At 36.8% G+C, this 22,953-nt stretch carries 27 protein-coding genes; 10 read left to right on the top strand and 17 right to left on the bottom strand.

The window, feature by feature from the left end; translation table 11 throughout:
- Positions 1-290: 290 nt before the first annotated feature.
- Positions 291-662 (bottom strand): DoxX family protein, encoded by a 372-nt coding sequence (locus tag A6M55_RS12730; RefSeq protein ID WP_064197976.1) that lies wholly within the window; start codon positions 660-662, stop codon positions 291-293.
- Between the two features lie 117 nt (positions 663-779).
- On the opposite strand from A6M55_RS12730, the gene A6M55_RS12725 reads away from it, so the two are divergent.
- The 7 genes from A6M55_RS12725 to A6M55_RS12695 all read left to right on the top strand — a co-directional run bounded on the left by A6M55_RS12725 (position 780) and on the right by A6M55_RS12695 (position 6,874).
- A complete protein-coding gene (locus A6M55_RS12725; protein ID WP_064197975.1) occupies positions 780-1,136 on the top strand; it encodes a helix-turn-helix domain-containing protein in 357 nt (118 codons plus the stop codon).
- A gap of 2 nt (positions 1,137-1,138) precedes the next feature.
- Positions 1,139-1,792 carry a nicotinamide riboside transporter PnuC gene (gene pnuC / locus A6M55_RS12720; protein ID WP_064197974.1) on the top strand — a complete coding sequence of 218 codons (654 nt, stop codon included), beginning with the start codon at positions 1,139-1,141 and terminating at the stop codon, positions 1,790-1,792.
- A gap of 128 nt (positions 1,793-1,920) precedes the next feature.
- Entirely contained in the window at positions 1,921-3,198 is a 1,278-nt protein-coding gene (locus A6M55_RS12715; protein ID WP_064197973.1) for a TIM barrel protein, read from the top strand.
- Between the two features lie 100 nt (positions 3,199-3,298).
- The gene (locus A6M55_RS12710; protein WP_064197972.1) at positions 3,299-4,039 is read left to right on the top strand and encodes a (Fe-S)-binding protein; all 741 of its coding nucleotides are present in this window, start codon (positions 3,299-3,301) and stop codon (positions 4,037-4,039) included.
- A complete protein-coding gene (locus A6M55_RS12705; RefSeq protein WP_064197971.1) occupies positions 4,036-5,445 on the top strand; it encodes a lactate utilization protein B in 1,410 nt (469 codons plus the stop codon). Before A6M55_RS12710 ends, A6M55_RS12705 begins: the two co-directional genes overlap by 4 nt.
- A 28-nt stretch (positions 5,446-5,473) precedes the next feature.
- Positions 5,474-6,037, top strand: coding sequence for an LUD domain-containing protein (locus tag A6M55_RS12700; RefSeq protein WP_064197970.1), 564 nt, complete (start codon positions 5,474-5,476; stop codon positions 6,035-6,037).
- A gap of 117 nt (positions 6,038-6,154) precedes the next feature.
- Positions 6,155-6,874 (top strand): hypothetical protein, encoded by a 720-nt coding sequence (locus tag A6M55_RS12695; protein WP_064197969.1) that lies wholly within the window; start codon positions 6,155-6,157, stop codon positions 6,872-6,874.
- Between the two features lie 3 nt (positions 6,875-6,877).
- Here the strand turns inward: A6M55_RS12695 and A6M55_RS12690 are convergent, their stop codons facing one another.
- The 10 genes from A6M55_RS12690 to A6M55_RS12640 form a co-directional block, all read right to left on the bottom strand.
- Positions 6,878-7,570: a LytTR family DNA-binding domain-containing protein gene (locus A6M55_RS12690; protein ID WP_064197968.1), complete on the bottom strand. Its 693-nt coding sequence runs from the start codon at positions 7,568-7,570 to the stop codon at positions 6,878-6,880.
- 114 nt (positions 7,571-7,684) lie between these two features.
- Complete coding sequence (locus A6M55_RS12685; RefSeq protein WP_082893015.1) at positions 7,685-8,884, bottom strand: sensor histidine kinase; 1,200 nt, start codon at positions 8,882-8,884, stop codon at positions 7,685-7,687.
- A 22-nt stretch (positions 8,885-8,906) separates the two neighbouring features.
- Complete coding sequence (locus A6M55_RS12680) at positions 8,907-9,272, bottom strand: hypothetical protein (protein ID WP_064197966.1); 366 nt, start codon at positions 9,270-9,272, stop codon at positions 8,907-8,909.
- 17 nt (positions 9,273-9,289) lie between these two features.
- Entirely contained in the window at positions 9,290-9,793 is a 504-nt protein-coding gene (locus A6M55_RS12675; protein ID WP_064197965.1) for a hypothetical protein, read from the bottom strand.
- A 7-nt stretch (positions 9,794-9,800) separates the two neighbouring features.
- Positions 9,801-10,049, bottom strand: coding sequence for a hypothetical protein (locus A6M55_RS12670; protein ID WP_064197964.1), 249 nt, complete (start codon positions 10,047-10,049; stop codon positions 9,801-9,803).
- Between the two features lie 88 nt (positions 10,050-10,137).
- The gene (locus tag A6M55_RS12665) at positions 10,138-10,317 is read right to left on the bottom strand and encodes a hypothetical protein (protein WP_064197963.1); all 180 of its coding nucleotides are present in this window, start codon (positions 10,315-10,317) and stop codon (positions 10,138-10,140) included.
- A gap of 32 nt (positions 10,318-10,349) precedes the next feature.
- Positions 10,350-10,622, bottom strand: coding sequence for a hypothetical protein (locus tag A6M55_RS12660; protein ID WP_156511055.1), 273 nt, complete (start codon positions 10,620-10,622; stop codon positions 10,350-10,352).
- A gap of 207 nt (positions 10,623-10,829) precedes the next feature.
- On the bottom strand, positions 10,830-11,624 hold the full coding sequence (locus A6M55_RS12650; RefSeq protein WP_156511054.1) for a hypothetical protein: 795 nt from the start codon (positions 11,622-11,624) through the stop codon (positions 10,830-10,832).
- A gap of 153 nt (positions 11,625-11,777) precedes the next feature.
- Complete coding sequence (locus A6M55_RS12645) at positions 11,778-12,068, bottom strand: hypothetical protein (protein ID WP_064197959.1); 291 nt, start codon at positions 12,066-12,068, stop codon at positions 11,778-11,780.
- A 30-nt stretch (positions 12,069-12,098) separates the two neighbouring features.
- On the bottom strand, positions 12,099-12,845 hold the full coding sequence (locus A6M55_RS12640) for a type II CAAX prenyl endopeptidase Rce1 family protein (protein WP_064197958.1): 747 nt from the start codon (positions 12,843-12,845) through the stop codon (positions 12,099-12,101).
- 330 nt (positions 12,846-13,175) lie between these two features.
- Here A6M55_RS12640 and A6M55_RS12635 point away from each other — a divergent pair, with 330 nt between their 5' ends.
- From A6M55_RS12635 to A6M55_RS12625, 3 genes are all read left to right on the top strand, one after another.
- Positions 13,176-15,269, top strand: a complete 2,094-nt coding sequence (locus A6M55_RS12635) for a BatA domain-containing protein (RefSeq protein ID WP_064197957.1) — start codon at positions 13,176-13,178, stop codon at positions 15,267-15,269.
- A gap of 56 nt (positions 15,270-15,325) precedes the next feature.
- A complete protein-coding gene (locus A6M55_RS12630; protein WP_082893014.1) occupies positions 15,326-16,138 on the top strand; it encodes an SUMF1/EgtB/PvdO family nonheme iron enzyme in 813 nt (270 codons plus the stop codon).
- 125 nt (positions 16,139-16,263) lie between these two features.
- Complete coding sequence (locus tag A6M55_RS12625; RefSeq protein WP_064197955.1) at positions 16,264-17,124, top strand: hypothetical protein; 861 nt, start codon at positions 16,264-16,266, stop codon at positions 17,122-17,124.
- A 42-nt stretch (positions 17,125-17,166) separates the two neighbouring features.
- Here A6M55_RS12625 and A6M55_RS12620 read toward each other — a convergent pair whose 3' ends face one another.
- The 6 genes from A6M55_RS12620 to A6M55_RS12595 form a co-directional block, all read right to left on the bottom strand.
- Positions 17,167-18,984: a hypothetical protein gene (locus tag A6M55_RS12620; RefSeq protein WP_064197954.1), complete on the bottom strand. Its 1,818-nt coding sequence runs from the start codon at positions 18,982-18,984 to the stop codon at positions 17,167-17,169.
- Positions 18,985-19,092: 108 nt separating this feature from the next.
- Complete coding sequence (locus A6M55_RS12615) at positions 19,093-19,533, bottom strand: DUF5990 family protein (protein WP_064197953.1); 441 nt, start codon at positions 19,531-19,533, stop codon at positions 19,093-19,095.
- Between the two features lie 110 nt (positions 19,534-19,643).
- Positions 19,644-20,690, bottom strand: coding sequence for a 2-oxoacid:ferredoxin oxidoreductase subunit beta (locus A6M55_RS12610; protein WP_064197952.1), 1,047 nt, complete (start codon positions 20,688-20,690; stop codon positions 19,644-19,646).
- A 100-nt stretch (positions 20,691-20,790) separates the two neighbouring features.
- A complete protein-coding gene (locus A6M55_RS12605; protein WP_156511053.1) occupies positions 20,791-21,006 on the bottom strand; it encodes a hypothetical protein in 216 nt (71 codons plus the stop codon).
- Between the two features lie 4 nt (positions 21,007-21,010).
- On the bottom strand, positions 21,011-21,481 hold the full coding sequence (locus A6M55_RS12600) for a DUF6932 family protein (protein ID WP_064197950.1): 471 nt from the start codon (positions 21,479-21,481) through the stop codon (positions 21,011-21,013).
- A gap of 6 nt (positions 21,482-21,487) precedes the next feature.
- On the bottom strand, positions 21,488-22,953 hold a 1,466-nt coding region (locus A6M55_RS12595; protein ID WP_064197949.1), incomplete at its 5' end, for a 2-oxoacid:acceptor oxidoreductase family protein.

Here is a 22,953-nt window from a genome sequence, read left to right as displayed (position 1 = left end):
CTTTTCTATTTAACGATACCTTTTGTAGCACTATTTCTGCACATAAAATTATTAAGCAAACGTGAGTTCGGGATTAAAGTAAGTAAAATTTGCTCCAGAGGAGCTTGATAGTTAGAGTAGTCATATTTTCTACCGATACTTAACCCCTACTTAGTATTTGCCTATTTTCAAGTCATTGATTACAAATATTTTATGAAAATTTCATAATCCCAAACTCAGATTAAACAACAAACAAGTATCACCAATGAAAAACTTGGTGATACTTGTTTATTGACATAACTCACTGGCTATCAAGCAATAATCGTTTGTATTTTTGAAAAATAAAAATTAGAAACGAGTAAAACCACCAACATAACAAGCGGAGGCATAATAGCCGAAGTTGGATCGCCGATATTGATATGGGCAATTGCAGCCGAAATAAAAGTAATAATAAAGCCAGCATAAGCCCATTCTTTGACTTTGCTTGGAATTTGTGGAATAAGTAGCACTAATGCACCAATAATCTTAGCTGTTCCAAGTTCAACTCTAAAGAAATCTGGAAAACCAATGTGTTTGAAAGAATCTGCAATTTGAGGATTTGTAAAATAAGCATATCCGCTAAAAATCATCATCGCTCCGATAAGTCCAGTACTAACCCAATAAATAATTTTGTCTTTTTTCATTTTTAACTTTAATTTAGAATATTTCTGCAAACTTATTTATATTTGCTTTACAAAAGATAGTACTATACTAAAGGATAGTGCTATCGTTGAGGATAGCACTAGCAAAATGATATAATTATGACAGAATCTAAGCAAATACACAACCCAGAAGAATGTACAAAAATGATTGTACCTGTGCGGGATGCTTTAGAAATATTGAATGGAAAATGGAAGTTGCCAATTATTCTTTCATTAACTTTCGGAGCGAAACGATTTAAACAAATCTCTAAAGACATAAATGGCATTACCGATAAAATGCTTTCTAAAGAATTGAAAGATTTAGAAATGAATCAGTTAGTCAAACGAACTGTACATGATACTTTTCCACCGACAGTTGAGTATGCGATCACAGAGCATGGGAAATCGCTCGAAAAAATGATAAGCGAACTTCGAAATTGGGGTCTTGAACACCGTAAACAGATAATGGGACATTAAAAATGAACTTCTTCGATATAAATAATATACTTTTTGAGTTTTTGGGCGTAAAAATGAGTCACCTCGAATTCTACGCAACGCTTACGGGTTTGGTGGCAGTTATTTTGTCGGTGCGTGAAAATGTGTGGAGTTGGGTGTTGGGATTGATAAATGTTGTGTTGGCGTTTATGATGTTTTATCAGATTCAGCTTTACCCCGATATGTTTTTGCAAATTTTCTTTTTCATTACCAATATTATTGGTTTTTGGCAATGGAAATTTCCGAAGGCACAAGAAGCCAATCTGAAGAATGAATTAAAAATCAGTCAGTTATCTCTGAAACAATTCGGCATATATTCATTAACTGGCTTAATTTGCACTTATCTACTTGGCACTTTTGCCAAGAATTTGAGCGAACTAATTCCGCAACTTTTTAGTAAACCAAGTGCATTTCCGTACATGGATTCTTTCACGACTGTCATGAGTATTTTTGCTACATTTTTACTCATCAGAAAAAAAGTAGAAGCATGGTGGATGTGGCTGGCCATTGACATCATAAGTACTTACATGTATTTTGTGAAAGAGGTGAAGTTATATTCATTATTGTATGCTATTTTCTGCGTAATTGCACTTTTCGGAGCAATTAACTGGACAAAAGAGTATAGAAAAACTATGTAAGCTCAACAGGCAAGTACAGGATAGTTTTATAATTTTTTAAATAGAAAATTGCATCTGTTCTTGTAAAGAATTAGTAAAACGTAGCACCGAATTAAACATTTATCATTCAACATTAATCATTGACTAAGATGCTCAGTAACGATATTATTCAACAGCATAACGAAAAATTACAGGCCGACCACCAGTTTAGATTGGCATATTTGACCGAACTCCTCGACCGTAAAGGCATTGATATTCAAACAATTATTGATAAAATTAAAGCTTTTCAAGTAGCCATTCCGAGTTGGGCTTTGGGTACGGGCGGAACTCGCTTCGGGCGTTTCCCGAATGGTGGTGAACCAAGAAATTTAGAAGAAAAAATTGAAGATGTAGGTCTGATTCACCAGTTAAATCGTTCATCAAACTCAATTTCTTTGCATATTCCTTGGGATATTCCATCTGATGCCAATGCTATCAAACAATTACTGAAAGCTAATGATTTGACGATTGACTCAGTAAACTCCAATACGTTTCAAGACCAAAAAGACCAGCAGTATTCGTATAAATTTGGCTCACTTTCGCATACCAAAAGCGAAGTGCGTGATTTGGCAATTCAGCACAACATTCAATGCGTAGAATACGGCAAAATGCTTGATTCTAAGGTGCTTACTGTTTGGTTGGCCGATGGCTCAAACTTCCCTGGACAATCGCACATGAGAAGTGCGTATCAACGCACAAGCGATTCATTATCAAGTATTTATCAATCAATGCCAGATGATTGGACGATGTTGATTGAATATAAACCCTACGAACCTCACTTCTACTCAATGGTGATTCCTGACTGGGGAACTTCCTATTCGCTTTGCCAAGCGGTGGGAAAAAATGCCCAAGTTTTGGTAGATTTGGGTCATCATTTGCCAAACACAAACATCGAACAAATTGTTGGACGTTTGATGCACTTTGGTCGCCTCGGTGGTTTCCACTTCAATGGATCAATGTACGGCGATGATGATTTGACAACAGGAAGTATCAAACCTTATCAATTCTTCTTGATTTTCAATGAATTGGTTGATGGAATGCAGGACGCAAGCGTAAAAAATCCGCCATTGGCATGGATGATTGATGCAAGCCACAACACAAAAGACCCAATCGAAGATTTGTTACAGTCGGTAAATGCCATTCTGACGACTTACGCAAAAGCACTTTTGGTTGATAGAGTAGCACTGGCCGATGCCCAAGAAAACAACGATGTGTTGCGTGCCGAAGAGTTATTGCGTGATACTTTCTTGACTGATGCAAGAGCTTTGGTAGCAGAGGCAAGTCGCCAAGCGGGTGGAGCACTTGACCCAATTGCCACTTTCCGTGGAGCAAAAATCAGAAGCGGTTTAGTTGACAAAAGAGGTTTTAGCGTGGCTACGGGGCTGTAAGTTTCGGTCGGTACCGAAGGTCTGACCGTATTGTTATAGAGATAAATTTCAACATGAAATAAAAAGGTCAGGCCTTTGGCACAGACCTTTACCCAAAAATATGAAAGTAGCCTTATTTATACCTTGTTATGTTGACCAATTTTATCCGAATGTGGGTGTCGCAACCTTGCAATTATTGGAAAAATTGGGTGTGGATGTAGTGTTTCCGATGAAACAAACGTGCTGTGGACAACCGATGGCCAATGGTGGTTGCGAGCAAGATTCTAAAGATGTTTACGAACATTTTGTTAATACATTTTCAGAGTTTGATTATATCGTTACACCTTCGGGAAGCTGCACTTATCATATCAAAAAACATTATGATATAATAGAGCAAACGCCCGCCGTTCAGAGAGTCAGAAAGTCGGTTTATGAATTAGTCGATTTTATTGAAAATGTGCTAAAAATAGAAGAAATTCCTGTCGATTTCCCGCATAAAGTTGGTTTGCATTTGAGTTGTCACGGTCAGCGTGGACTTCGCCAGGCCAATGCTTCCGAAATCACGGGTATCAGAGATGGACAAATTTCAAAATTACTTCGTAAACTAAAAGGCATCGAGCTAACCGAATTGGAGCGTAACGACGAATGTTGTGGCTTTGGCGGAATGTTTTGTGTAACCGAAGAAGCTGTTTCGGCACGTATGGGAAAAGACCGAATCGCTGACCACCTTCGCAACGGAACGAAAGTTTTGACAGGGGGTGATGTATCATGTTTAATGCACCTCGAAGGCATTGTAAAACGCCAAAACGCACCAATAAAAGTAATGCACATAGCCGAAATTTTGAACGGAAATCAACCATGAACCACCAAAATCACCCAGAATTAGCCGAAGCTTTCAATAAAGATTTTGAGCGTACGACTTGGCACGACGAAACGCTTTGGTTTGTGCGTCAGAAACGAGACAAAGCGGTTTATCCAATTCCTGAATTTCAAGATTTACGCACACTTGCGTCCGAAATCAAAGACCATACACTGAGCAATCTTGATAATTACCTCATCGAATTTGAGCAGAATGCGATAAAAAATGGCGTAAAAGTGCATTGGGCTGCCGATGCCGCCGAGCACAATCAAATTGTGATGGAGATTATCAAAAACTCGTGCAAAGTTGAAGGAAGAAATCCTCGTTTGGTGAAAAGCAAATCAATGCTTACCGAAGAATGCCATTTGAATGGTTTTCTCGAAAAAAATAATATTGATGTAGTAGATACGGACTTGGGCGAACGCATCGTACAGTTTAGAAACGAGCCACCAAGCCATATTGTATTGCCCGCCATTCACCTTAAAAAAGAAGATGTTGGCGAAACTTTCCATGAACATTTGGGTACAACCAAAGGCGAAAAAGACCCTCAAGTTCTGACCGAAGCGGCTCGTCAGCATCTAAGAGAAAAATTTGTAGCGGCCGACGTGGCTCTTACGGGCGTAAACTTTGCAATTGCGGAAACTGGTAGTTTTGTGGTTTGTACCAACGAAGGGAATGCCGATTTAGGCGTAAATTTGGCAAAAGTTCACATTGCTTGCATGGGTATCGAAAAGATTATTCCAAAACTTCTTCATTTATCAGTTTATACTCGATTGCTTGCCAGAAGTGCTACTGGTCAGCCGATTACAACTTATACTTCGCATTTCACAAAGCCAGTCGAAGGCAAAGAAATGCACATAGTAATTGTGGATAATGGCCGAACACAACAACTCGGCAGAGCCGATTTCAGAAATTCATTGAAGTGTATCCGTTGTGGGGCTTGTATGAATACTTGTCCAGTTTATCGCCGAAGTGGCGGGCATAGTTATGATTTTACCGTTCCTGGCCCAATTGGTGCTATTCTTTCTCCGAATATTGATTTACACAAGCATAAAAGTTTGCCTTTTGCTTCTACACTCTGTGGTTCGTGTTCGGATGTTTGCCCTGTAAAAATTGATATTCACGTGCAGCTTTATAAATGGCGACAAATTGTTGGTCAAGCAAACGAACTTACAGCCGCCAAAAAATGGGGTATGAAGGGCATGGCAAAAGTGCTTTCGATGCCAAAAGTGTATGATTTGAGTGGAAAATTGGCTCGTGGAGCTTTGCGAATTTTACCGCATGGACTCACGCATAATCAAAGCATGAATCCGTGGGCAAAAGCAAGAGAATTACCCGACGCTCCAAAGCAGAGTTTTAAGGAATGGTATGAGGAAAATAGGAAAAAAAATCTCATTAAATACCAGTAACAAAGTACCCAATAACTAATAACTACTTGTGACCAGCAGAGAAAAAATATTAAATAGCATCGCCAACAATAAACCTGCATTGACAGCATTGCCCAATGTGCCAATTTTTGAAGGTGATGGAAGCATCGAGCGATTCAAAACCGTGTTGGAAGGCATCGGCGGAACGGCTGTTGAGCTTGCATCAAAAGCCGAATGTCAAACAGCGATTGACAAGTATTACAGCGATTTGAAAAACGTAGCTTCTAATATTGTCAAATCAAACGTAGACGTTAATCTTGATACAACTAAAGAAATTTTAGAACAGGTCGATTTAGCAGTAATTCAAGGAGAAATAGGTGTTGCCGAAAACGGTACAATTTGGGTGCCTGAGAGCAATATGCTCAACCGTGCCTTGCCGTTTATTACCCAACATTTGGTTTTGGTGCTTGATAAAAATAATATCGTTGCCAACATGCAGGAAGCCTACAATAAAATCGAAAGCGTAGGTAGTTACGGTGTTTTTATTGCTGGGCCATCAAAAACTGCTGATATTGAACAATCTTTAGTCATTGGGGCTCACGGAGCAAGAAGTATGATGGTGTTGATTTATTGAAGCCAATTGGCTTTCAAACACTACCGCTTACTAAGTTTATGACTCTCATCATTATTTGGATCCTTATTTGTAGGTATATTAGATTTACTTTACTGATAACATTAAAGAATCCTTCAAATGAGCGAAAGGTTTACCCGTATGTTCTTTACATCGGTTCTTTTAGTCAATATCTACTTTTTTATAAAGATTGAGCCTAACGAACTAAAAAATCAAATGGATAGATTGCTGGCTCTATTCCTATTTCAATTCGACTACTTTTTTTTATTTGTATATATTTTCTCCAAGATTTTAAAAAACTTTCAGAAACCTTTAGTTTTACTGGCCGTTTGCTACGGAGGACTTTTCACTATTGGACTTTCTTCGTTTGTTATTGTTGATGAAAAAGAATTTGATGTTGTTTATTCTTATGTTCAACCGATTTTAAGATTGATATTGGTGGGTATTTTCTTTGAAATGGGCGTTAAAAAATTTGCTTTATCCGACACCAAGAATACACTTCTATCCATTTTAGGCCTAACTGGGGGTGTATTTTTCCTGTATCTTCTAAATCTTTACCCAAGAACGTCCATGTTTTCTTTTAATTTCTATTGGATAGGAATAATGGTCTTTCTTCTTGTTGGAATTCAACTTAGGATTCATCAAATCAAAATTAGAATATTCTTTCTTGTGGGCTTGTTTTTTACGGTTACAGCCGATTTATATTATATTCTGCCACCAGAAGCACGAGTTTATGAACTCACCTATATGTTCATAAGAGTCATCAATACTTTCGGTGAGTTTCTAATCGTAAATCACATTCTACGATTCTATGCTTTTAAGGGAAAAGAACACCTTTAGGATTTATTTCACCATCCAAATTTTCTTCAAAACCTCCATCAAATCATCACGGTAATTGGCAGCGATTGGAACTGCTTCTGTGCCTACCCAAACTTGATGACGCTCGATTTTTTTGACGTGGTTGAGATTAATCACAAATGATTTATGTACTCTGAAAAAGTCAGACTTTGGTAGCATTTCGATGGCTTCGGTCATAGTCATGCGAGTGACGGTCTTTTTATCCGATTCCTTAAAAGTCAGATAATTACCTTCGGATTCGACAAAAAGTAAGTTTTCGATGCTAATTCTCACCAAATCATAGCCATCTTTTACAAATAAATATGGGATTTTTGGAGCTTCTTCGTTGATATTCTCATACGCTTTCTGGCAAGCTTTCATAAATCTACTAAAATCAATGGGCTTTAGCAGATAATCGAGTGCATTGATATTGAAGGCATCTACTGCGTATTGAGAATAGGCCGTTGTGAAAATAACTGATGTATTTTGTGGTAAAAGTTGTGAAAAATCAAGGCCAGTAATATCGGGCATATTGATGTCGAGAAATACTAAATCACAAGGGTTCTTCTTCAAGAAATCAAGTGCTTCCATAGCACTAACGAAGGTTTCTTGCAAATCAAGAAAAGTTACCTTTTTGGCGTGGGCTTTGATTACTTCCAGAGCCATTGGCTCATCATCTATGGCAATTGCTTTGAGCATTTTTTGTGGTTGTGGTTAATTTTTCATCAAGAAGTTTAACAGCAATGTTTTTTTTACATTCTCTGCTTGTCAGTGAAGACACTGACAATGGCACAGGGGTGATTGCGTATAAAACTACTTCAAATTCACTTCTAAAGCTACTTCAAAAATATTGTTTTCATTAGAAATTTTCAACGAATGTTTGTGCGGATAGTTTAACATAAGGCGGCGTTGGGTGTTTTCGATGCCTGTTGAAGTACCAACTTCCAATTTATCGAATTGTTTAATGATGCTGTTTCGGCACGAAAAACTTAGTTTTTGGTCTTTTATCTTAAAATTTAGGTCAATAAAACTTTCCTGCGTAATACTGATGCCATATTTGAAGGCATTTTCGATGTACGGAATTACCAAAAGCGGTGCAATTTGCGTCGGTTGTTCGTCCCAGTCAATATTAATATTGATTCTGATATTATCTCGTTTCGGAATTCTCATTTTATTTAATTCCACAAAATCGTACAGAAACTGCACCTCTTTTTCGGCTGAAATTCGTTCGTTTTTTGTGCCTTCAACTACGTGCCGCATAATGCTCGATAATTGCTGAATACCTTCGGCAGTTTTTGGGCTATCTTCAACGATGGCCGTTCCGTAGAGATTATTTAGTACATTAAACAAAAAGTGTGGATTTATTTGTGCTTTTAGAGCCGAAAGCTCAACTTTTGTTTTCTGAATTGCCATTTCTCGTAGTCTTTTGTGTGAATCTGAAACATATTGAATAACCGAATAGATGACCGAAAAACCAATCCAAGTGTTAGTGATAAATGTATGTAAACCAAGTGATTCAGCTTTTAATCCGAATAAACTTAGTAATATAGCAAAGATGAAAAAATACAAGAAAACTAATACTAAAAAGTAAAAAAACTTACCTTTTCGGCCTTCATCAACGAATAAATTCTTAAAAAGAAATTGGTAATTGAATTCGGCTATGAGAATTGTTGTGCCAGATAAACTAAAAATAAAAGACTTTGATTTTAGAATAGCCCCAATAATGTATCCCATTTTATATGAAAAAGAATTTCTTTTAAAAACAGCCCCTCTTTTTTCAGGGAATGTGCTTTTAAACTTATCGGCAATTTCCGATAATGGATGGTCAATAGTAAAATACCAAATCGTATGAACCAGACTTAAAGCCGTAAGCACAGCCACAATCAACACCCAATGTTTTTTTGCGAAAGGAATAGCCGTTTCTTTCCAGTATGCTTTAGTAAAAATATGTCCAAACGAAAACTCCATTGGTCGGTTAATTAGTTTTGAGGCGAAATTAAGGCTTTTTTCCATGTTATAGTGTGGATTTAGTAGCTTATTTATCAGATTTTCTGAAAAAACTTACCCAATTGATAATGGCAACGATTGTAAATAATGAAGCAATAAGCCAGTCAAAATTGTCTTTCTGAAAATATTTAAGCCATTTCATTATTGCCAAAGCACTCCAGATACTTCCTGAAATTAAATTCGGATTGGTACTTTTATATTTTTCAGCGATTTTATTAAAATCAAATTTTAATAATGTGATGATACCCGCCATTAAAGCTGATAAGAGAAAGATGTATCCTACGCCGAAACCTGCAATCGGATTTACGTAATTGATAATGAATATAAAAGCCGCCAGTGCCGCAAACGTGATTCCGAAAAAAAGTAATTTGTCTTGTTTTGTAACGGTTTCCATATTCTAAAATTTGATATTTATGAAATTATCAATGCAAGAGTATCTACGGTGTTTTCTTCTGCAATCGGCTTGAAAATATACCAACAAATAGCTAATAAATAAGGATTTATCGAATTTTCGATAAGTGTGTCTCCTAAATTTATTACGGTTTCGGTCATACCTTTTTTATCGGATTTTAAGCCACAAGAAAGCAGAAGACTTTCTTCGGTTTCAGTAAAAAATACTATTTCTGCCAATGGATTATTCCGAAGTTTGAACTTGATTTTTTGTCCATTTATTTCCAAAGTGCTGAGGCTGCTGTACCATTTATCAGTCTTAGTTTTGGCAATAATGATTTCATTTTCTTTAATGAGAATATTGCTTTTCCAAAAACTTTCAGTTTCAATAACAAATGTTTTAGAAATACTTTGACACTTTGCTTTTAATCCTTTTTTGTCATAGTCAAAGTGCATTTTTAGAATAACCTCGTCGTTATTTTTTAGCACATAGTTTGTTCCCGAATTGTCTTTAAGCCATTTCATAGTATGCTTAGTTTAAAAGAATTGCTTGGTTATTTCTGAAAATATCGAAACCGATTCTTAAAAATTTCAGACTGATTCTGATTTCATATTTGGCAGTTTCGCCATTTTCTTCTTTCTCGAAGGTATGAACCGAACCAAAGGTTGAATACCTTTCTGACACAGTCTCATTATTATATCTTATCGTTTCGGTTCCCCAAATACTATTGTCGATGTCGATGCGGGCGTTTGGATTGATGTTGAGTGTTAAATATCTCATTATAGTAAATGTTTTAATGATTCAAATTTGTATAAATTAGCTTTTTCATAAAAACTGATGTGATGAACTCCCCGAAATCTGGGATGAACTACCACGGCTTTGTGATAGTGATGTAGGCCGTAACTTTCATCCATACACTAAAACCAAATGAAATACTGACGATTTCGTAGCCTTCTTGACTTTTTTGATTAGCTACATTTTCTGCTTTTTCGATTAACGAATCAGTTGACCACCAATCTGATACTCTGATAATTTCAAACTTTTTCATGTCTTTTGTTTATTTAGGTAAGTGTTCATATTTTACTTTACATCATCGCTATCAATTTGCATGATATTGGTCGGTATAGTAGATTTTGGTTGATTCGACTTTGCTACATTTTCATTATTTGGTGTTTCTAAAATTACATTTCCATCTACATCTGTCTCTTTGCCATCAATAATTGTGGTTGTACTTGGATTTTTGTCATTTGAATAATAACCAACATTGGGCATAATGTTTTCCTCTTTTTGGCAAGAAGCAGTGGCGAGTGAGATTGAAACTAAAGCGGCGAATAAAAGTGATTTCGTTTTCATAATTTTGGCGGGCGGCGAACCGCATTTTTTGAGTTGTTTAATAATTGTTTTTGTTTTGATGATTCAAAGATATAGCACCAAAAACAGTGTAGAAAACAGATGTGACCAACTCACAGAACCGTGTGATGAAATATTGAAACCGTGGGAAATAAAAAAACTCATGACCGCAGAATCATGAGTTTTGAAAATGTTTTTGTATTACTTTTATTATAAAAATGCCAAATCTTCATCTTCTTCGGGGCGTTGCCATACAATCGGATTAGTATTTTTTCGGATGAAATAAAGACCGATTATGATGATTAATACTGCCACCAAAAGCCCGATTTGATAGAGAACTGGATTCGGAACTAAGTGGATACGAATATAGTTTTGGGTAGTGATATTATGTCCCCAAATGAGTTTACATAAGTATTCTACCAGACTAAATGAAAGAGTCATGAGCAGGGGCAATTGGAATGAAGCCGTACGATAATAAATATAAAACATAATGGCTGTCTGGAAGATAAGCCCAATGACAGCTTGTGGAATCACCATAACAATACTTACGGCAACAACTGTGAAAATCACTTGTTTGAATAAATAATTTTTGAGCAAACCATGCCCGATAACTCCAATTTGCAGAATCGTAAAAAGCAACGATAATGTTATTCCTAATAAAAGTTCAATCTCTACTCGTTCAAGGCTTTCTGCTTCTATAGTATTGAACGGCAGAAAATCAAGTACTAAAGGGCTAATATAAGACCATGATAAGGCTATAAACAAGCAAAGCAGATAAATTAGCAAAGATGTTTTATGAAATAAGGGCAATTTTTTTTTATTAATAAAATAGCCCCAAATACTTGAGAGACTAATAATGAGTAACATTATCAGGAAGATGCCATTTTCTAATAATGGTTCAGGCTCAATATTATTCATACTTGCCACTGCTCCTAAAATACCTCCCCCTAAAAATAGCACAGTCACACAAATTATCATCAGCATCCAAGCTTTGGCTATTGTCATGCCGGTTTTTTTGCGTAGTAAATTTAATTCATCCATAAAATTGATAGGTAGTTTTTTGTGTGATTTTGGTCAAATTTACCACAAGAGTTTGTCAAAACAAAAACCCCTACCAAAATAGTAGAGGAACCTGCGTGTATGGTTTAGTAGAGAATCTTAGAATAATAACCGCAAAACATCAATAAGTTGAATGATTCCAATAACTCCCCAAACACCAACCAAAATTTTATGTAAAGTTGGGTTATATTTTTCGGGTTGATTGATTTTCTGATGCAGCATACTAAAATGAAAAGTCAAAGCCAACGATAGTTGAAAAATACCTTTTGCGAGTTTATAATAGAGTCCTTCATAGTCAAGTTGCCAGTCCATGTAAATATAAGTAATGACAGATACTATCATTATAATTCCACAGATAGCTTGTAATACTTTGAGTTTTTGAGTTGTCATTTTGGTAAGTTTTGATTGAATTTCTTAAAATTAGAAAAACTTAGCCAGCAACACAACCAACATACCAAACGATGCAATAAAATTCCAAGCTGAGTGCAAAGCCACACCGTAGCCAAAACCCAGTTTCATACGTACAAAGCCCAACACATAACCCGAAATTATTTGACTCGTAACCAAAGGTAAAGCAAACAAATAATTGCTGATACCCGAATAATTAGTAAGATGTGCTAAGCCAAAACCAACAGCCACCAGGTGAAAGATATACTTGAAGTTTTTTGCCCAAAGTGCTTCAAAAATACTATCCAAAGGTTTGGTTATCAAATAAATAATCGGGATTGATAAAAAACAAGCTAAGTAAGTAAAACCAATGTGCCAGCCAATTCGGTCGAAAGCTCCTGTATATTTAGTAAGAGTCATCAATACAAAAGAAAATGCAAAAGCAATAATCCAACGGCTATAATGCAATATTCCTCTAAAAATAAGTTCTTCGATGAGTGGAACAATCATCACAATCGCCACATAATAACCCCACGTCTGTGGCATGTCAGCCGATTTTGCACCAGTTAGTTGTTTTGTAAAATAGATAATCGGAATTAAAATCGGTAAAAGTGCCAATTTGCAAAGTAAGACCTTAAACAAGTATTGAAATTTTTCGGTTTTGCTCATTGTAGCGTCTTCTGCAATGTATAGCGGCTTGCGTACATAAGTGAGGAAATCGTTGATAATTTGTTTTGCCTTGAAAGTTCTTTTTGTGCCAAAAGTAAGTGCTGTGTTCATAATTTTATAAAGTTTAGGAATGATTGAAATATTTTTAATTTTGTGTTATTTGTCTTGTTTGATGATTCAAAAGTAGCGGGTGTTTTTTTCAGCCGAAAACGGATGTGACGAACTCCACAAGCTTTGTGACCAATTATTCAATCCATGTGATTTGCTTTGGCATAATAATTGGCATTTAAACTTAAAAGATGATGATTTATTGAAAGTATTTTCAGACTTTTACGTTAGATATAAGGACTTTGGTCATTTGGCTTTTAGCGATTTGCTATTTTTAAAAACTAATTTTAAATTCCCCTTTAGGGACGGTCCGCCGCTGCGGTTAGGGTATATATGCAATTTCTTTTTCCGACTTTTCTTTGGGGTTTAGCGGCACTTTCTGTGCCTTTGATAATTCATTTATTCAATTTTCGTCGTACGAAGAAAGTTTTCTTTACCAATGTGGCATTCTTGAAGGCCGTCGAAACTCAAACGTCTTCGTTTCGTCGCATCAAGCAATGGCTCATTTTGGCTTCACGATTGTTGTTTTTGTTGTTTTTGGTGTTGGCTTTTGCTCAACCTTTTTTACCCGCCAAAAATGCCTCAACAAATCGTAGTTCGGGTTTGGGCGTCAATAGCCTTTATCTCGATAATTCGTTGAGTATGCAAAACACCACCGAAAACAAACGCTACCTTGATTTAGCCGTTACGAAAATTGACGAATTGCTTACATTATTTCGTCAATCTCCTAATATTCAGCTAATTACAAATGATTTTTCGGGCGAAGACCAAGCCGTAACCAACGGAACAAAAGTAAAAGACCGTCTTACTTCGGTAGGTTTTTCGTCGAATCCACGTACGTTTGAAAGTATTTATAAACGTCAGAATAATCTTGCTCAAAAACATAATCCAAGTGCCAATAACCAATTCTTTTGGTTTTCTGATTTTCAGAAAAGTACATCGGGCGATTTACGTAAAATCAAGACCGACACACTCAATAAATTATTTTTAGTGCCAGTTCAAGGCAAGAAAAATCAGAATGTTTTCACTGATTCGGTTTGGTTGGCATCGCCATTCATTCGTGAAATGCAGAATAATATTCTTTACGTAAAAGTGTTTAATTCAGGAAGCGAAGAAGTTGAAAAACTACCAGTAAAATTATTTATTGACAACGCCCAAGCCTCAACGGCTTCGGTGGATATCGCTCCGAATGGTTCGGCAACGGCAACGTTTAATTTTACGGTAAAAGACAAAGGTTTTCATCGTGGAAAAGTTTCGTTTGATGACCAACCCATTACCTTCGACAACGATTATTATTTTGTGCTGAATGCTTCGCCAACAATTCAGGTTCTTCATCTCTATCAAGAACGCAGTGCGGCCGATTACATCGGAAAAGTTTTTGATAATGATAGCCTTTTCAATTACCGAGCATACAGTGCCACAAATGTCGATGTTGGGCAATTTAAAAACGCTAATTTGATAGTTTTGGAAGGGGTAGAAACCGTAGCAGGAACGTTCCGTGCGAGTCTCGAAGAATTTGTGAGAAATGGTGGAAATCTCTTGATTTTCCCAGCGGCAAGACCCGATGTTACGTCATATAGCCAATTCTTAGGTGGATTCGGTATTCAAGGTATCAACCTCAATAATCAACCAGTTTTGGCACAAAGCCAGCAAGCAATTGCCGAACCTAACCGACAAAATCCGTTTTACATTGATGTTTTTGAACGCACAACTTCGCAAGGTGTGGTAAACACGCCCACCATGCAACCTGCATGGACGTGGAGTGGCGTAGGTGAGAAGATTCTGACCTTCAAGAATATGCAAAATTTCATTACATCGACACAGGCTTCTCAGGGGCGTGTGTATGTGTGTGCATCGCCACTTGATAAACCTTACGGAAACTTCGCCGAACACGCATTCTTTGTACCAACGATGTTTAAAATTGCCTCGATGAGTACAAAACAAGAGCGTGCTGCCTATAATTTTAGCGAAGGAAGTATCAATTTAGATTTATCAAATGTCAAGAAAAATGCTACATATAAACTCAAAAATGTTTCGGCTCCGAACAATAAAATTGAGATAATTCCAGTACAAAGAATCGTAGGAAATACGCTTACGTTAGAGTTACCGAAGTCTTCACAACTGTCAGATAATCAGGTGCTTGAATCGGGTTATTATGAATTACAATTAGACGGAAAAACCGAAAAACTTATAGCTCTCAACCACGACAACGAAGAATCAAAAATGGATTTTTATACCCCCGAAGAACTAAGAACATTCTTTGCAGGACAAAAAAACATCACAATTTTCGATAACCTACTCGACGGAGATTTCGTAAAAACCTTCCAAGAAAGCAATGTGGGTACGCCACTTTGGAAATACTGTGTGATGCTTGCTTTGGCTTTCCTTCTGATTGAAATTTTATTGATTCGATTTATGAAGGGGTGATATCGGAAGCACTTCAAACCCTAAATACTTAACACAACAAACTATAAACATCAACCATGATTTATTACCGAATTTTTCTACTGTTCTGTTTGGTAGAGTCAAGCTATAGTAGTTTAGCTCAAAGATTTAACAATCAAATTAAAAAAGAACCTCGTTCTGGTTTTTTGATTATACCAGGGATTAAAACAGCGGAAATCAATGCGAGTAGATATTATATGTATGACCATGAGGTTTCGGTTAGTGATTATCAAGAGTTTATGGATTATTTGAAAAAAGAACAAAAATATGATGTTTTAGAGAAAATTCGGCCAGATTCAAGCAAATGGATTTTTGAAGATAAAGTGCCTTTTCAGAAGTATTTTTACTCTAATGAATATTTAAATTTTCCCGTTGTCTGTATTTCTTATGATGCAGCAGTTGAGTACTGTAAATGGATTGAGTTATTAATCAATAAATCAAGAAAAGATTCGAGAATAGCAGTTGTACGGCTACCCACTAACTTTGAATGGGTAAATGCCGTTTATTGGCCCCATCCTGATGCTGTTTATGCGACGGGAGCAAAAGATAAATTAGTAAATGAGAAGCAATGCTATTTAGCTAATTATAGAATTGAGGCACAAATTCATATGCAAAAGAAAGGCTCACAGATTCCTCTAAGGCCAATAAATAGCTTTAATCCATCTATGGTTGGTACATACAATATGGCTGGAAATGTTGCCGAAATGCTTTTATCAAGAGGAAAAGTTAAAGGCGGACACTGGGATTCTGAGGAGGAAGACTTAAAAGTTGCACCCATTAAAAGTTTTGATGGTCCTTCGGTTTATGTTGGTTTCAGACCCGTAATGTATTATACTGAAGCTCCAAAGTGATTTTTAAATAGAAAATTTAGACTTATAAAATTTCATTGCCGTTGGTTTTAACCAACGGATGCAGTAGTAAAATTTGCTTTTTAGCCTAATTTTCGGTATTTTCGCTAACAAACAAAACTACGCCTATGAAGAAAATACTCGCCCTACTATTCGTTTCCAATTTACTTTTTGCCCAAAATGGAACTGAAATTTTTCTATTAGATATTTCAGAATCGGGCGGAAATATTACGCTCTCAAACCCTAAAAATATCACCAATCGCCGAGGTTACGATAATCAACCGTTTTTTCATCCATCACAACCGCTACTTTATTATACAGCCATGCAAGATGGGCAAACCGATATTTGGTCGTATAATCTTAAAACTGGAGTAGGGTTACAAATAACTAATACCATTGATTCAGAATATTCTCCAACCGTTATGCCCGATAAAAAATACTTGTCGTGCATTGTTCAGCGAAAATCAAACGGCGACCAAGACTTGGTAAAATACAATATCAAGAATCCAACTGAAACTCAGCTAATTTTTGAATCTCAGAAAACTGGTAAGATTGGTTATCAGGCATGGTTGAATCCAAACGAACTTATTACTTTTGTATTGGGTGAACCACAAACGCTTCATTATCAAAATCTTATCACAAAAAAAGATATAGTCGTTGCTGCAAATATTGGGCGTTCGCTGCACCTTATTCCGAAACAAAAAGCTTTTAGCTTTGTGCAGCAAATGGATAAAAAATGGCTAATTCGCTCGTTTGACCCTCAAAAAAATACTATTACCGATATAGCAGAAAGCCACCCAGACTCGGAGCATTATAATGCTTGGTTATCAGAGAATATCATTTTTGAAAGCCGAAATACTGATATTTTCAGCTACAATTTAATGACTAAAGAATGGAAAGCGGTTACTTTGCCCGATATGCTTCCCAAGCGAAAAGTTAGTCGAATGGCAATAAAAGGAAATAAAATTGCGATTGTGATTGAGGAATAAAAGAATGGTGCAAATCTTCACCATTTGCACCATTCTTTTAGATTACTTTGCAACAACTTCAAAAGGCAGATTCAACGACATAATTGTATTTTCCAATGCACTGAGTTCTTCCTTCATTTCTTCCATGTATCGCTCAGTTTCGTTTTTAAAAGATGAAACCAATGATTTGTAGTAGTCAATTCCTGATAATAGGTTAGTATGAAAAGCTTTAAGTGTCCGTACTTGTGCCGTTGAAAGATTTTCGACTTGTTTGTTGAGTTGGTTTTTGTAGTAATCTACATACAAAGCTAATTCATTCACAAACATATTTGGACGTTTCAATGAGTTCAAAACATTGGTTCGCCCATAAATGTGGTCAACCATTTGTTTCAACGAAAATACTCCCGAAAAGTAAGCCAAATTAGGCCCTGGGCAAATCGTTACGGCTGTAAGTTTATGAGCAGGATTTATGTCGTGTTTCAACAATGCAGAAACTCCCAAACCTTCGCACAAACAATCTCTTTGATTAAGAAAATTGATTTTCTCTGCCTTTTGTCCAGCGGTCATTTCGCTTGCTTCAATTTGCTTTATTTTTGCGTGAATGTATTCACGAGAAGACTCACAAATTGGTTCTTTTGTAAATTCCGTATTGGTAGAAAGAAACTTTTTATAACACGGACTTCCCGCACGATTTTTATTAATACGCATCAAGCGTTGTTCTTCTCCACTTGTATGTCGGAAATTATTGAATGGAACGCCCAAAGGCGAAGCATTACTCAAGAAATAATCTTCTTTTTTGGCATTAGCCATTTTATTGAGCGTAGCATCATCAACATTGGTAGCTTCGGGAACCAACAAAAATGGACTCGCCCAACCAGTGCCATCAGCATCATAATATTCAAGCAAGAAATTATCTTCGTTGGCTGTTCCGATACCACCTTGCACCGTGATTTTCATAGCTGGAATTGATGGAAACGGTGACATTTCTCTACCAACTAATGCTTGATTACAAATATCAAATACTTCTTTTTGCAAAGTTGCTCGATTTTGTTTGAATTCTTCCATGATTGGGCCAAGCAAAAGTCCATCAGTAGCAAAAGCGTGTCCACCGCAGTTTAGCCCCGATTCAATTCTGAATTCCGAAACCCAGAGTCCTTTTTTAGCTAAAATCTTCCCTTGCGTAAGAGCCGAACGATAATCGCTTACTTTTAAGATGATTTTCTTTTTTAAGAAGCCATTTTTATCTGGGAAAAAGTCGTTGAAAGCATCTATATAACCATACAAACGTGGGTTATAGCCAGCCGAAAAAACAATACTCGAAGTCAAATTGCTTTGTGCATAACCACGAAACGAAGAAAGAGCATCCGAAAATTCTTTCGGTAGCATTTCACCGTTTTCATCGTAGTGCGTTCTATCAACTTTCGACATCACGTTTACATCAATCGAACCTGCCACAATCGCATTGCGGAGTTCGTCCTGCACTTGTTTTTTTACCGAACTGTCTTCCAGTTGCAGCATTCCGATATACATCTGCTTAATTGGGGAAGTTTCGGGTAGTAACTCAAAATATTTTGTAATTTCTGAGCCTTCTACGAAAGGTTCTAAGCGTAGTTTTTCTACTTGCTTATTTATCAATCTATCCAAAAGATTCAAATATTCTGTAATTCTTTTGGCTCGGTAATCTTCCACTTTTTCGGTAATTGGTTCATAAACTTCACCGTTTTCTCTGCAGTGAAATTCTCGCATTTTTTCGATGAGTTCGTGTTCGATAATCGAAATTACGGAAGAGATACCAAATCTTGCTACTTTCAGCGGAGTATCAATCGTGAAACCTAAACCCATTACGGGTATATGGAAGGTATGTGCCTGTGTTTTGGTCATTGCTTTTCAAAAAATTTAACAAAGCAAGCCAAAATGTAGGTTTTAAAACATGATTTTTGTCATGGATTGGATTTAAAGCTGATGCGAGTGTGTTAAGCGAAGCAATATTTACGCCTTAATTAACCATCCTGCGAATGGTTTTACTGTTGCACAATTTGGACTACCATCTTTTCCTGTACCTGGCACATAAGTTTCTAAAACAGCATTAGGGTTATTGTATAATTGCTCCACTTGTTCCCAAGTAATTCCAGTCAAAGGAACTTTGAGCCTTCTTGACCAAATAGAATCGAATTGACCTGCATAAGTTCCGATACCAATGTAAACGAACTTATCACTTGAACCTTGAACAAAATCACCCGAAAGTTTCGGTGACTGCTTTTTCTCGGCATCATCTTTTACCAAAATTGAAAACTCAAAAATCAAATCATTAGTGGTAGTACGTTGCTTTTCAACAATCATAAAGTTATTTCCAGAGCCTTTTTGTAAGCCAAAATCTACCCCAGTAGGTGGGTTTATTAGATTAATCCGAAGGTTCAATGATTTTTTCATTTGATTAGTTGACTTAAAAATAATTCTTGGTCATTTGTTAAACTAAACTATAAAAAAACGCTCAAGAAATCAAAATCTCTTGAGCGTTTTCAATTTATCTTAAAATATTCTTACCTCAAACTCTGATTCAAAGCCTCAAGTGCATCAACACCTGGGCAAAGAAGGTCTTCTTTGAGGGTATTTAATGGTTGCTTGGTTGTTTGAAGCACATCGTGCAGAGCATTGGTATTTGGTTCAATGTAAATCAAACCTGTCAAGATTTCACCTTTTTCTTTTGAATTTTGAATAGCATTCATTGCCGAAAGTTTATCTTCTGGATTCCAACCTTGATGCAATTTTTGTAAATGTAAAGCCGAACCATCGTGAAGCGTTACTTCTTTGGCATCATCGTAGCTTGCTGTGATTTCTTCCATTACAGGCACAAAATCTACGGTTGAAGTAGCCTCAATATGCTCACGTACATAATCGTAAGATTTTGTAGAACCTACGTTATTATTGAAAGTTACACAAGGAGAAATCACATCAATCAAAGCAAAACCTGGGTGAGAAATAGCAGCTTTGATAAGCGGAATCAACTGAGTTTTATCTCCTGAGAAGCTACGAGCCACAAAAGTTGCTCCCAGTTCAAGTCCTAAACCCACTAAATCAATGGCATTGAAGAGGTTTGTTGAGCCAGCTTTACTTTTTGAGCCATTGTCTGCCGTGGCAGAATCTTGCCCTTTTGTAAGGCCATAACAGCCATTATTCATTACGACATACACCATATTAAGGTTACGGCGAATGGCGTGTACGAATTGCCCCATACCAATAGAAGCTGAGTCACCATCGCCCGAAACACCGAAGTAAACTAAGTCACGGTTAGCCAAGTACGCACCCGTAGCCACCGAAGGCATACGTCCGTGAACAGAGTTAAAACCGTGCGAGTTTCCGAGGAAATAAGCAGGAGTTTTTGATGAACAACCGATACCCGAAAGCTTGGCGATTCGGTGAGGCTCAACCGACAACTCAAAACACGCTTGGGCGATTGCTCCACTGATAGAATCGTGTCCGCAACCAGCACAGAGCGTTGATAAAGCTCCTTCGTAGTCTTTTTTAGTAAAATTTATTTTGTTTTTTGGCAAATCTGGATGCCTAAAGGTCGGACGAACGTATGTCATGTTTTTATTTACGATTTATGAACGGGCGGCGACCCGCTGACGATTTGCGAATTTTATTTCACTTGTAGTCAATTCTTTATGTAAAATTATTTATCAACTTTTATGCTGCTTGTTGGATGTGTACGCCAAAGGGCATCATCAAACTTTCTAATTCTCTGAGATATTCAGCTTTTAATTCCTCGTATTGTTTTATTGAAAACCGAGAAGATTCATCATCCTCTTGATGCAACGAAATTAAGCGATTGGTACTCCTGATTAGCTCAAGAAGCCTTATTAATCTTGCTTGCTCTTGCTGTGTTAATGCTTCTGATTCCATTTTCTTAGAAATTAAGTTCAATAATTCCTTTCTTGTTACCGTTTCGGTCATTACCAAATTGAAATTTCCATTCCTGTTGTTCCATTTTAAAAATAGCATTTTTACGATGATTTTCTGGGAATATAGGTACAAAATAACCATCCACTCCTTTTGTTTTATCGTAACGCCATTTTCTTAGTGAGTCAAAAGTTTTGATATTCCTTTCAAAATCTTGATAATTGATAAATGTTACAATATCAATATCATTTGGATTTTGTTTTTGAGTAATAAAACTACCATCAATCCACTGATGAAAATTATTTGGAATTACATCTTTAATGATGGCCAAATACTCTAAATAATTATCAAATAACGGCTTTCTTGTTTTAGATATTTCTATATTATCTACAAAAATAGCTTTTAAAGACTGTAAGTCTGAATGAATTATTTCATAGGGTTTCAAGAAACCTTTCTCATCAAAGTTAATTAAATTCATCCAAAACTAAGCAAGAGTCAGATTTTTACTAATTTCTTTCACAATTTTATCAGCCGTAATTGGCATTCCGTCATAATTTAAGACACGAATCAATTTCTTAGGATTTATCTCTAATTCATTGATAAGCAACGAACGCATTTGGGCATCACGGTTTTGCTCAATTACAAAAACAACTTCGTGGTCTTCGACGAATTGTTCCACGTCTTTATTGAATGGAAAAGCTTTGAGTTGCATTGCATCAAGCACAACATCTTGTTCACGCAATAAATCAATGGCCTCTTCCGAAGAATATGTTGAAGTTCCGAAGAAAATCACGCCCAACGGACTCATGTTTTTTTCTTGATAGAAATGAGGCTTTGGCACAAGGTCTTTGGCTGTCTCCCATTTTTTCTCCAACCGCTGCATATTTCTTACATAAACAGCACTATCTTCGGTATAAACTGCGTATTCGTCACGAGAAGTACCACGAGTAAAGTACGAACCTTTGGTTGGGTGCGTACCTGGGTAAGTTCGGTACGGAATACCATCGCCATCAGAATCTAAATAGCGGCCAAAACGCCCCATATTTTCTAAATCTTCGGCTGTATAAACTTTACCACGGTCATATTTACGCTCAGGATTCCACTCGAAAGGCTCGCTCATGTGGTCGTTCATTCCTAAATCTAAGTCAGTAAGAACGATAATTGGCGTTTGTAATCTTTCTGCTAAATCAAAAGCATCGGTTGTTAGTTCAAAACAATCTTTTGGGTTGCTCGGAAACAACAAAACGTGTTTTGTATCGCCATGTGAAGCATACGCCGAAATCGTAATATCCGATTGTTGCGTACGAGTTGGCATACCCGTTGAAGGGCCAGTACGTTGTACATCAATCAAAACGGCTGGAATTTCAGCAAAATAGCCTAAGCCCAAAAACTCGTTCATCAACGAAACCCCAGGGCCAGAAGTGGCTGTAAAAGACCTCGCACCGTTCCAGTTTGCCCCGATAACCATACCGATGGCGGCCAGTTCGTCTTCTGCCTGTACGATTGCATAATTTTTCTCGCCAGTTTCCTTATCCGTACGGAATTTCTTGGCGTATTTTTCAAACTTCTCTACTACCGAAGTCGATGGCGTAATTGGATACCAAGCTGCTACGGTTGCTCCTGCATAAACCGCACCGAGTCCGCACGCACCATTTCCATCAAACATGATTCGATTTCCTACTAAATCACGTCTTTCTACTCGAATATCAAGCGGGTAATTGAAGTTTTCTTTTACGTATTTAACACCAAGCTGCAAGGCTTGAACGTTGGCTGGAATGAGTTTCTCTTTGCCCTTGAATTGTTCGGCTAAAAGCTGCTCTAAAACACCAAATTCAATATCGAGCAAAGCTGATAATGCTCCAACATAAATAATATTTTTGAATAGTTGACGTTGACGAGGGTCGGTGTATTGTTCCATACAAATACCCATCAACGGAATACCCAAATACG

The organism is Emticicia sp. MM (genome assembly GCF_001649495.1).
This window is presented reverse-complemented; position numbering and strand designations above follow the sequence as displayed.

Excerpts from the sequence above, each read along its gene's own strand:
- A6M55_RS12730 (WP_064197976.1), bottom strand. The coding sequence starts at position 662 with ATGAAAAAAGACAAAATTATTTATTGGGTTAGTACTGGACTTATCGGA.
- A6M55_RS12725 (WP_064197975.1), top strand. The coding sequence starts at position 780 with ATGACAGAATCTAAGCAAATACACAACCCAGAAGAATGTACAAAAATG.
- pnuC (WP_064197974.1), top strand. The coding sequence starts at position 1,139 with ATGAACTTCTTCGATATAAATAATATACTTTTTGAGTTTTTGGGCGTA.
- A6M55_RS12715 (WP_064197973.1), top strand. The coding sequence starts at position 1,921 with ATGCTCAGTAACGATATTATTCAACAGCATAACGAAAAATTACAGGCC.
- A6M55_RS12710 (WP_064197972.1), top strand. The coding sequence starts at position 3,299 with ATGAAAGTAGCCTTATTTATACCTTGTTATGTTGACCAATTTTATCCG.
- A6M55_RS12705 (WP_064197971.1), top strand. The coding sequence starts at position 4,036 with ATGAACCACCAAAATCACCCAGAATTAGCCGAAGCTTTCAATAAAGAT.
- A6M55_RS12695 (WP_064197969.1), top strand. The coding sequence starts at position 6,155 with ATGAGCGAAAGGTTTACCCGTATGTTCTTTACATCGGTTCTTTTAGTC.
- A6M55_RS12690 (WP_064197968.1), bottom strand. The coding sequence starts at position 7,570 with ATGCTCAAAGCAATTGCCATAGATGATGAGCCAATGGCTCTGGAAGTA.
- A6M55_RS12685 (WP_082893015.1), bottom strand. The coding sequence starts at position 8,884 with ATGGAAAAAAGCCTTAATTTCGCCTCAAAACTAATTAACCGACCAATG.
- A6M55_RS12680 (WP_064197966.1), bottom strand. The coding sequence starts at position 9,272 with ATGGAAACCGTTACAAAACAAGACAAATTACTTTTTTTCGGAATCACG.
- A6M55_RS12675 (WP_064197965.1), bottom strand. The coding sequence starts at position 9,793 with ATGAAATGGCTTAAAGACAATTCGGGAACAAACTATGTGCTAAAAAAT.
- A6M55_RS12670 (WP_064197964.1), bottom strand. The coding sequence starts at position 10,049 with ATGAGATATTTAACACTCAACATCAATCCAAACGCCCGCATCGACATC.
- A6M55_RS12665 (WP_064197963.1), bottom strand. The coding sequence starts at position 10,317 with ATGAAAAAGTTTGAAATTATCAGAGTATCAGATTGGTGGTCAACTGAT.
- A6M55_RS12660 (WP_156511055.1), bottom strand. The coding sequence starts at position 10,622 with ATGAAAACGAAATCACTTTTATTCGCCGCTTTAGTTTCAATCTCACTC.
- A6M55_RS12650 (WP_156511054.1), bottom strand. The coding sequence starts at position 11,624 with ATGACAATAGCCAAAGCTTGGATGCTGATGATAATTTGTGTGACTGTG.
- A6M55_RS12645 (WP_064197959.1), bottom strand. The coding sequence starts at position 12,068 with ATGACAACTCAAAAACTCAAAGTATTACAAGCTATCTGTGGAATTATA.
- A6M55_RS12640 (WP_064197958.1), bottom strand. The coding sequence starts at position 12,845 with ATGAACACAGCACTTACTTTTGGCACAAAAAGAACTTTCAAGGCAAAA.
- A6M55_RS12635 (WP_064197957.1), top strand. The coding sequence starts at position 13,176 with ATGCAATTTCTTTTTCCGACTTTTCTTTGGGGTTTAGCGGCACTTTCT.
- A6M55_RS12630 (WP_082893014.1), top strand. The coding sequence starts at position 15,326 with ATGATTTATTACCGAATTTTTCTACTGTTCTGTTTGGTAGAGTCAAGC.
- A6M55_RS12625 (WP_064197955.1), top strand. The coding sequence starts at position 16,264 with ATGAAGAAAATACTCGCCCTACTATTCGTTTCCAATTTACTTTTTGCC.
- A6M55_RS12620 (WP_064197954.1), bottom strand. The coding sequence starts at position 18,984 with ATGACCAAAACACAGGCACATACCTTCCATATACCCGTAATGGGTTTA.
- A6M55_RS12615 (WP_064197953.1), bottom strand. The coding sequence starts at position 19,533 with ATGAAAAAATCATTGAACCTTCGGATTAATCTAATAAACCCACCTACT.
- A6M55_RS12610 (WP_064197952.1), bottom strand. The coding sequence starts at position 20,690 with ATGACATACGTTCGTCCGACCTTTAGGCATCCAGATTTGCCAAAAAAC.
- A6M55_RS12605 (WP_156511053.1), bottom strand. The coding sequence starts at position 21,006 with ATGGAATCAGAAGCATTAACACAGCAAGAGCAAGCAAGATTAATAAGG.
- A6M55_RS12600 (WP_064197950.1), bottom strand. The coding sequence starts at position 21,481 with ATGAATTTAATTAACTTTGATGAGAAAGGTTTCTTGAAACCCTATGAA.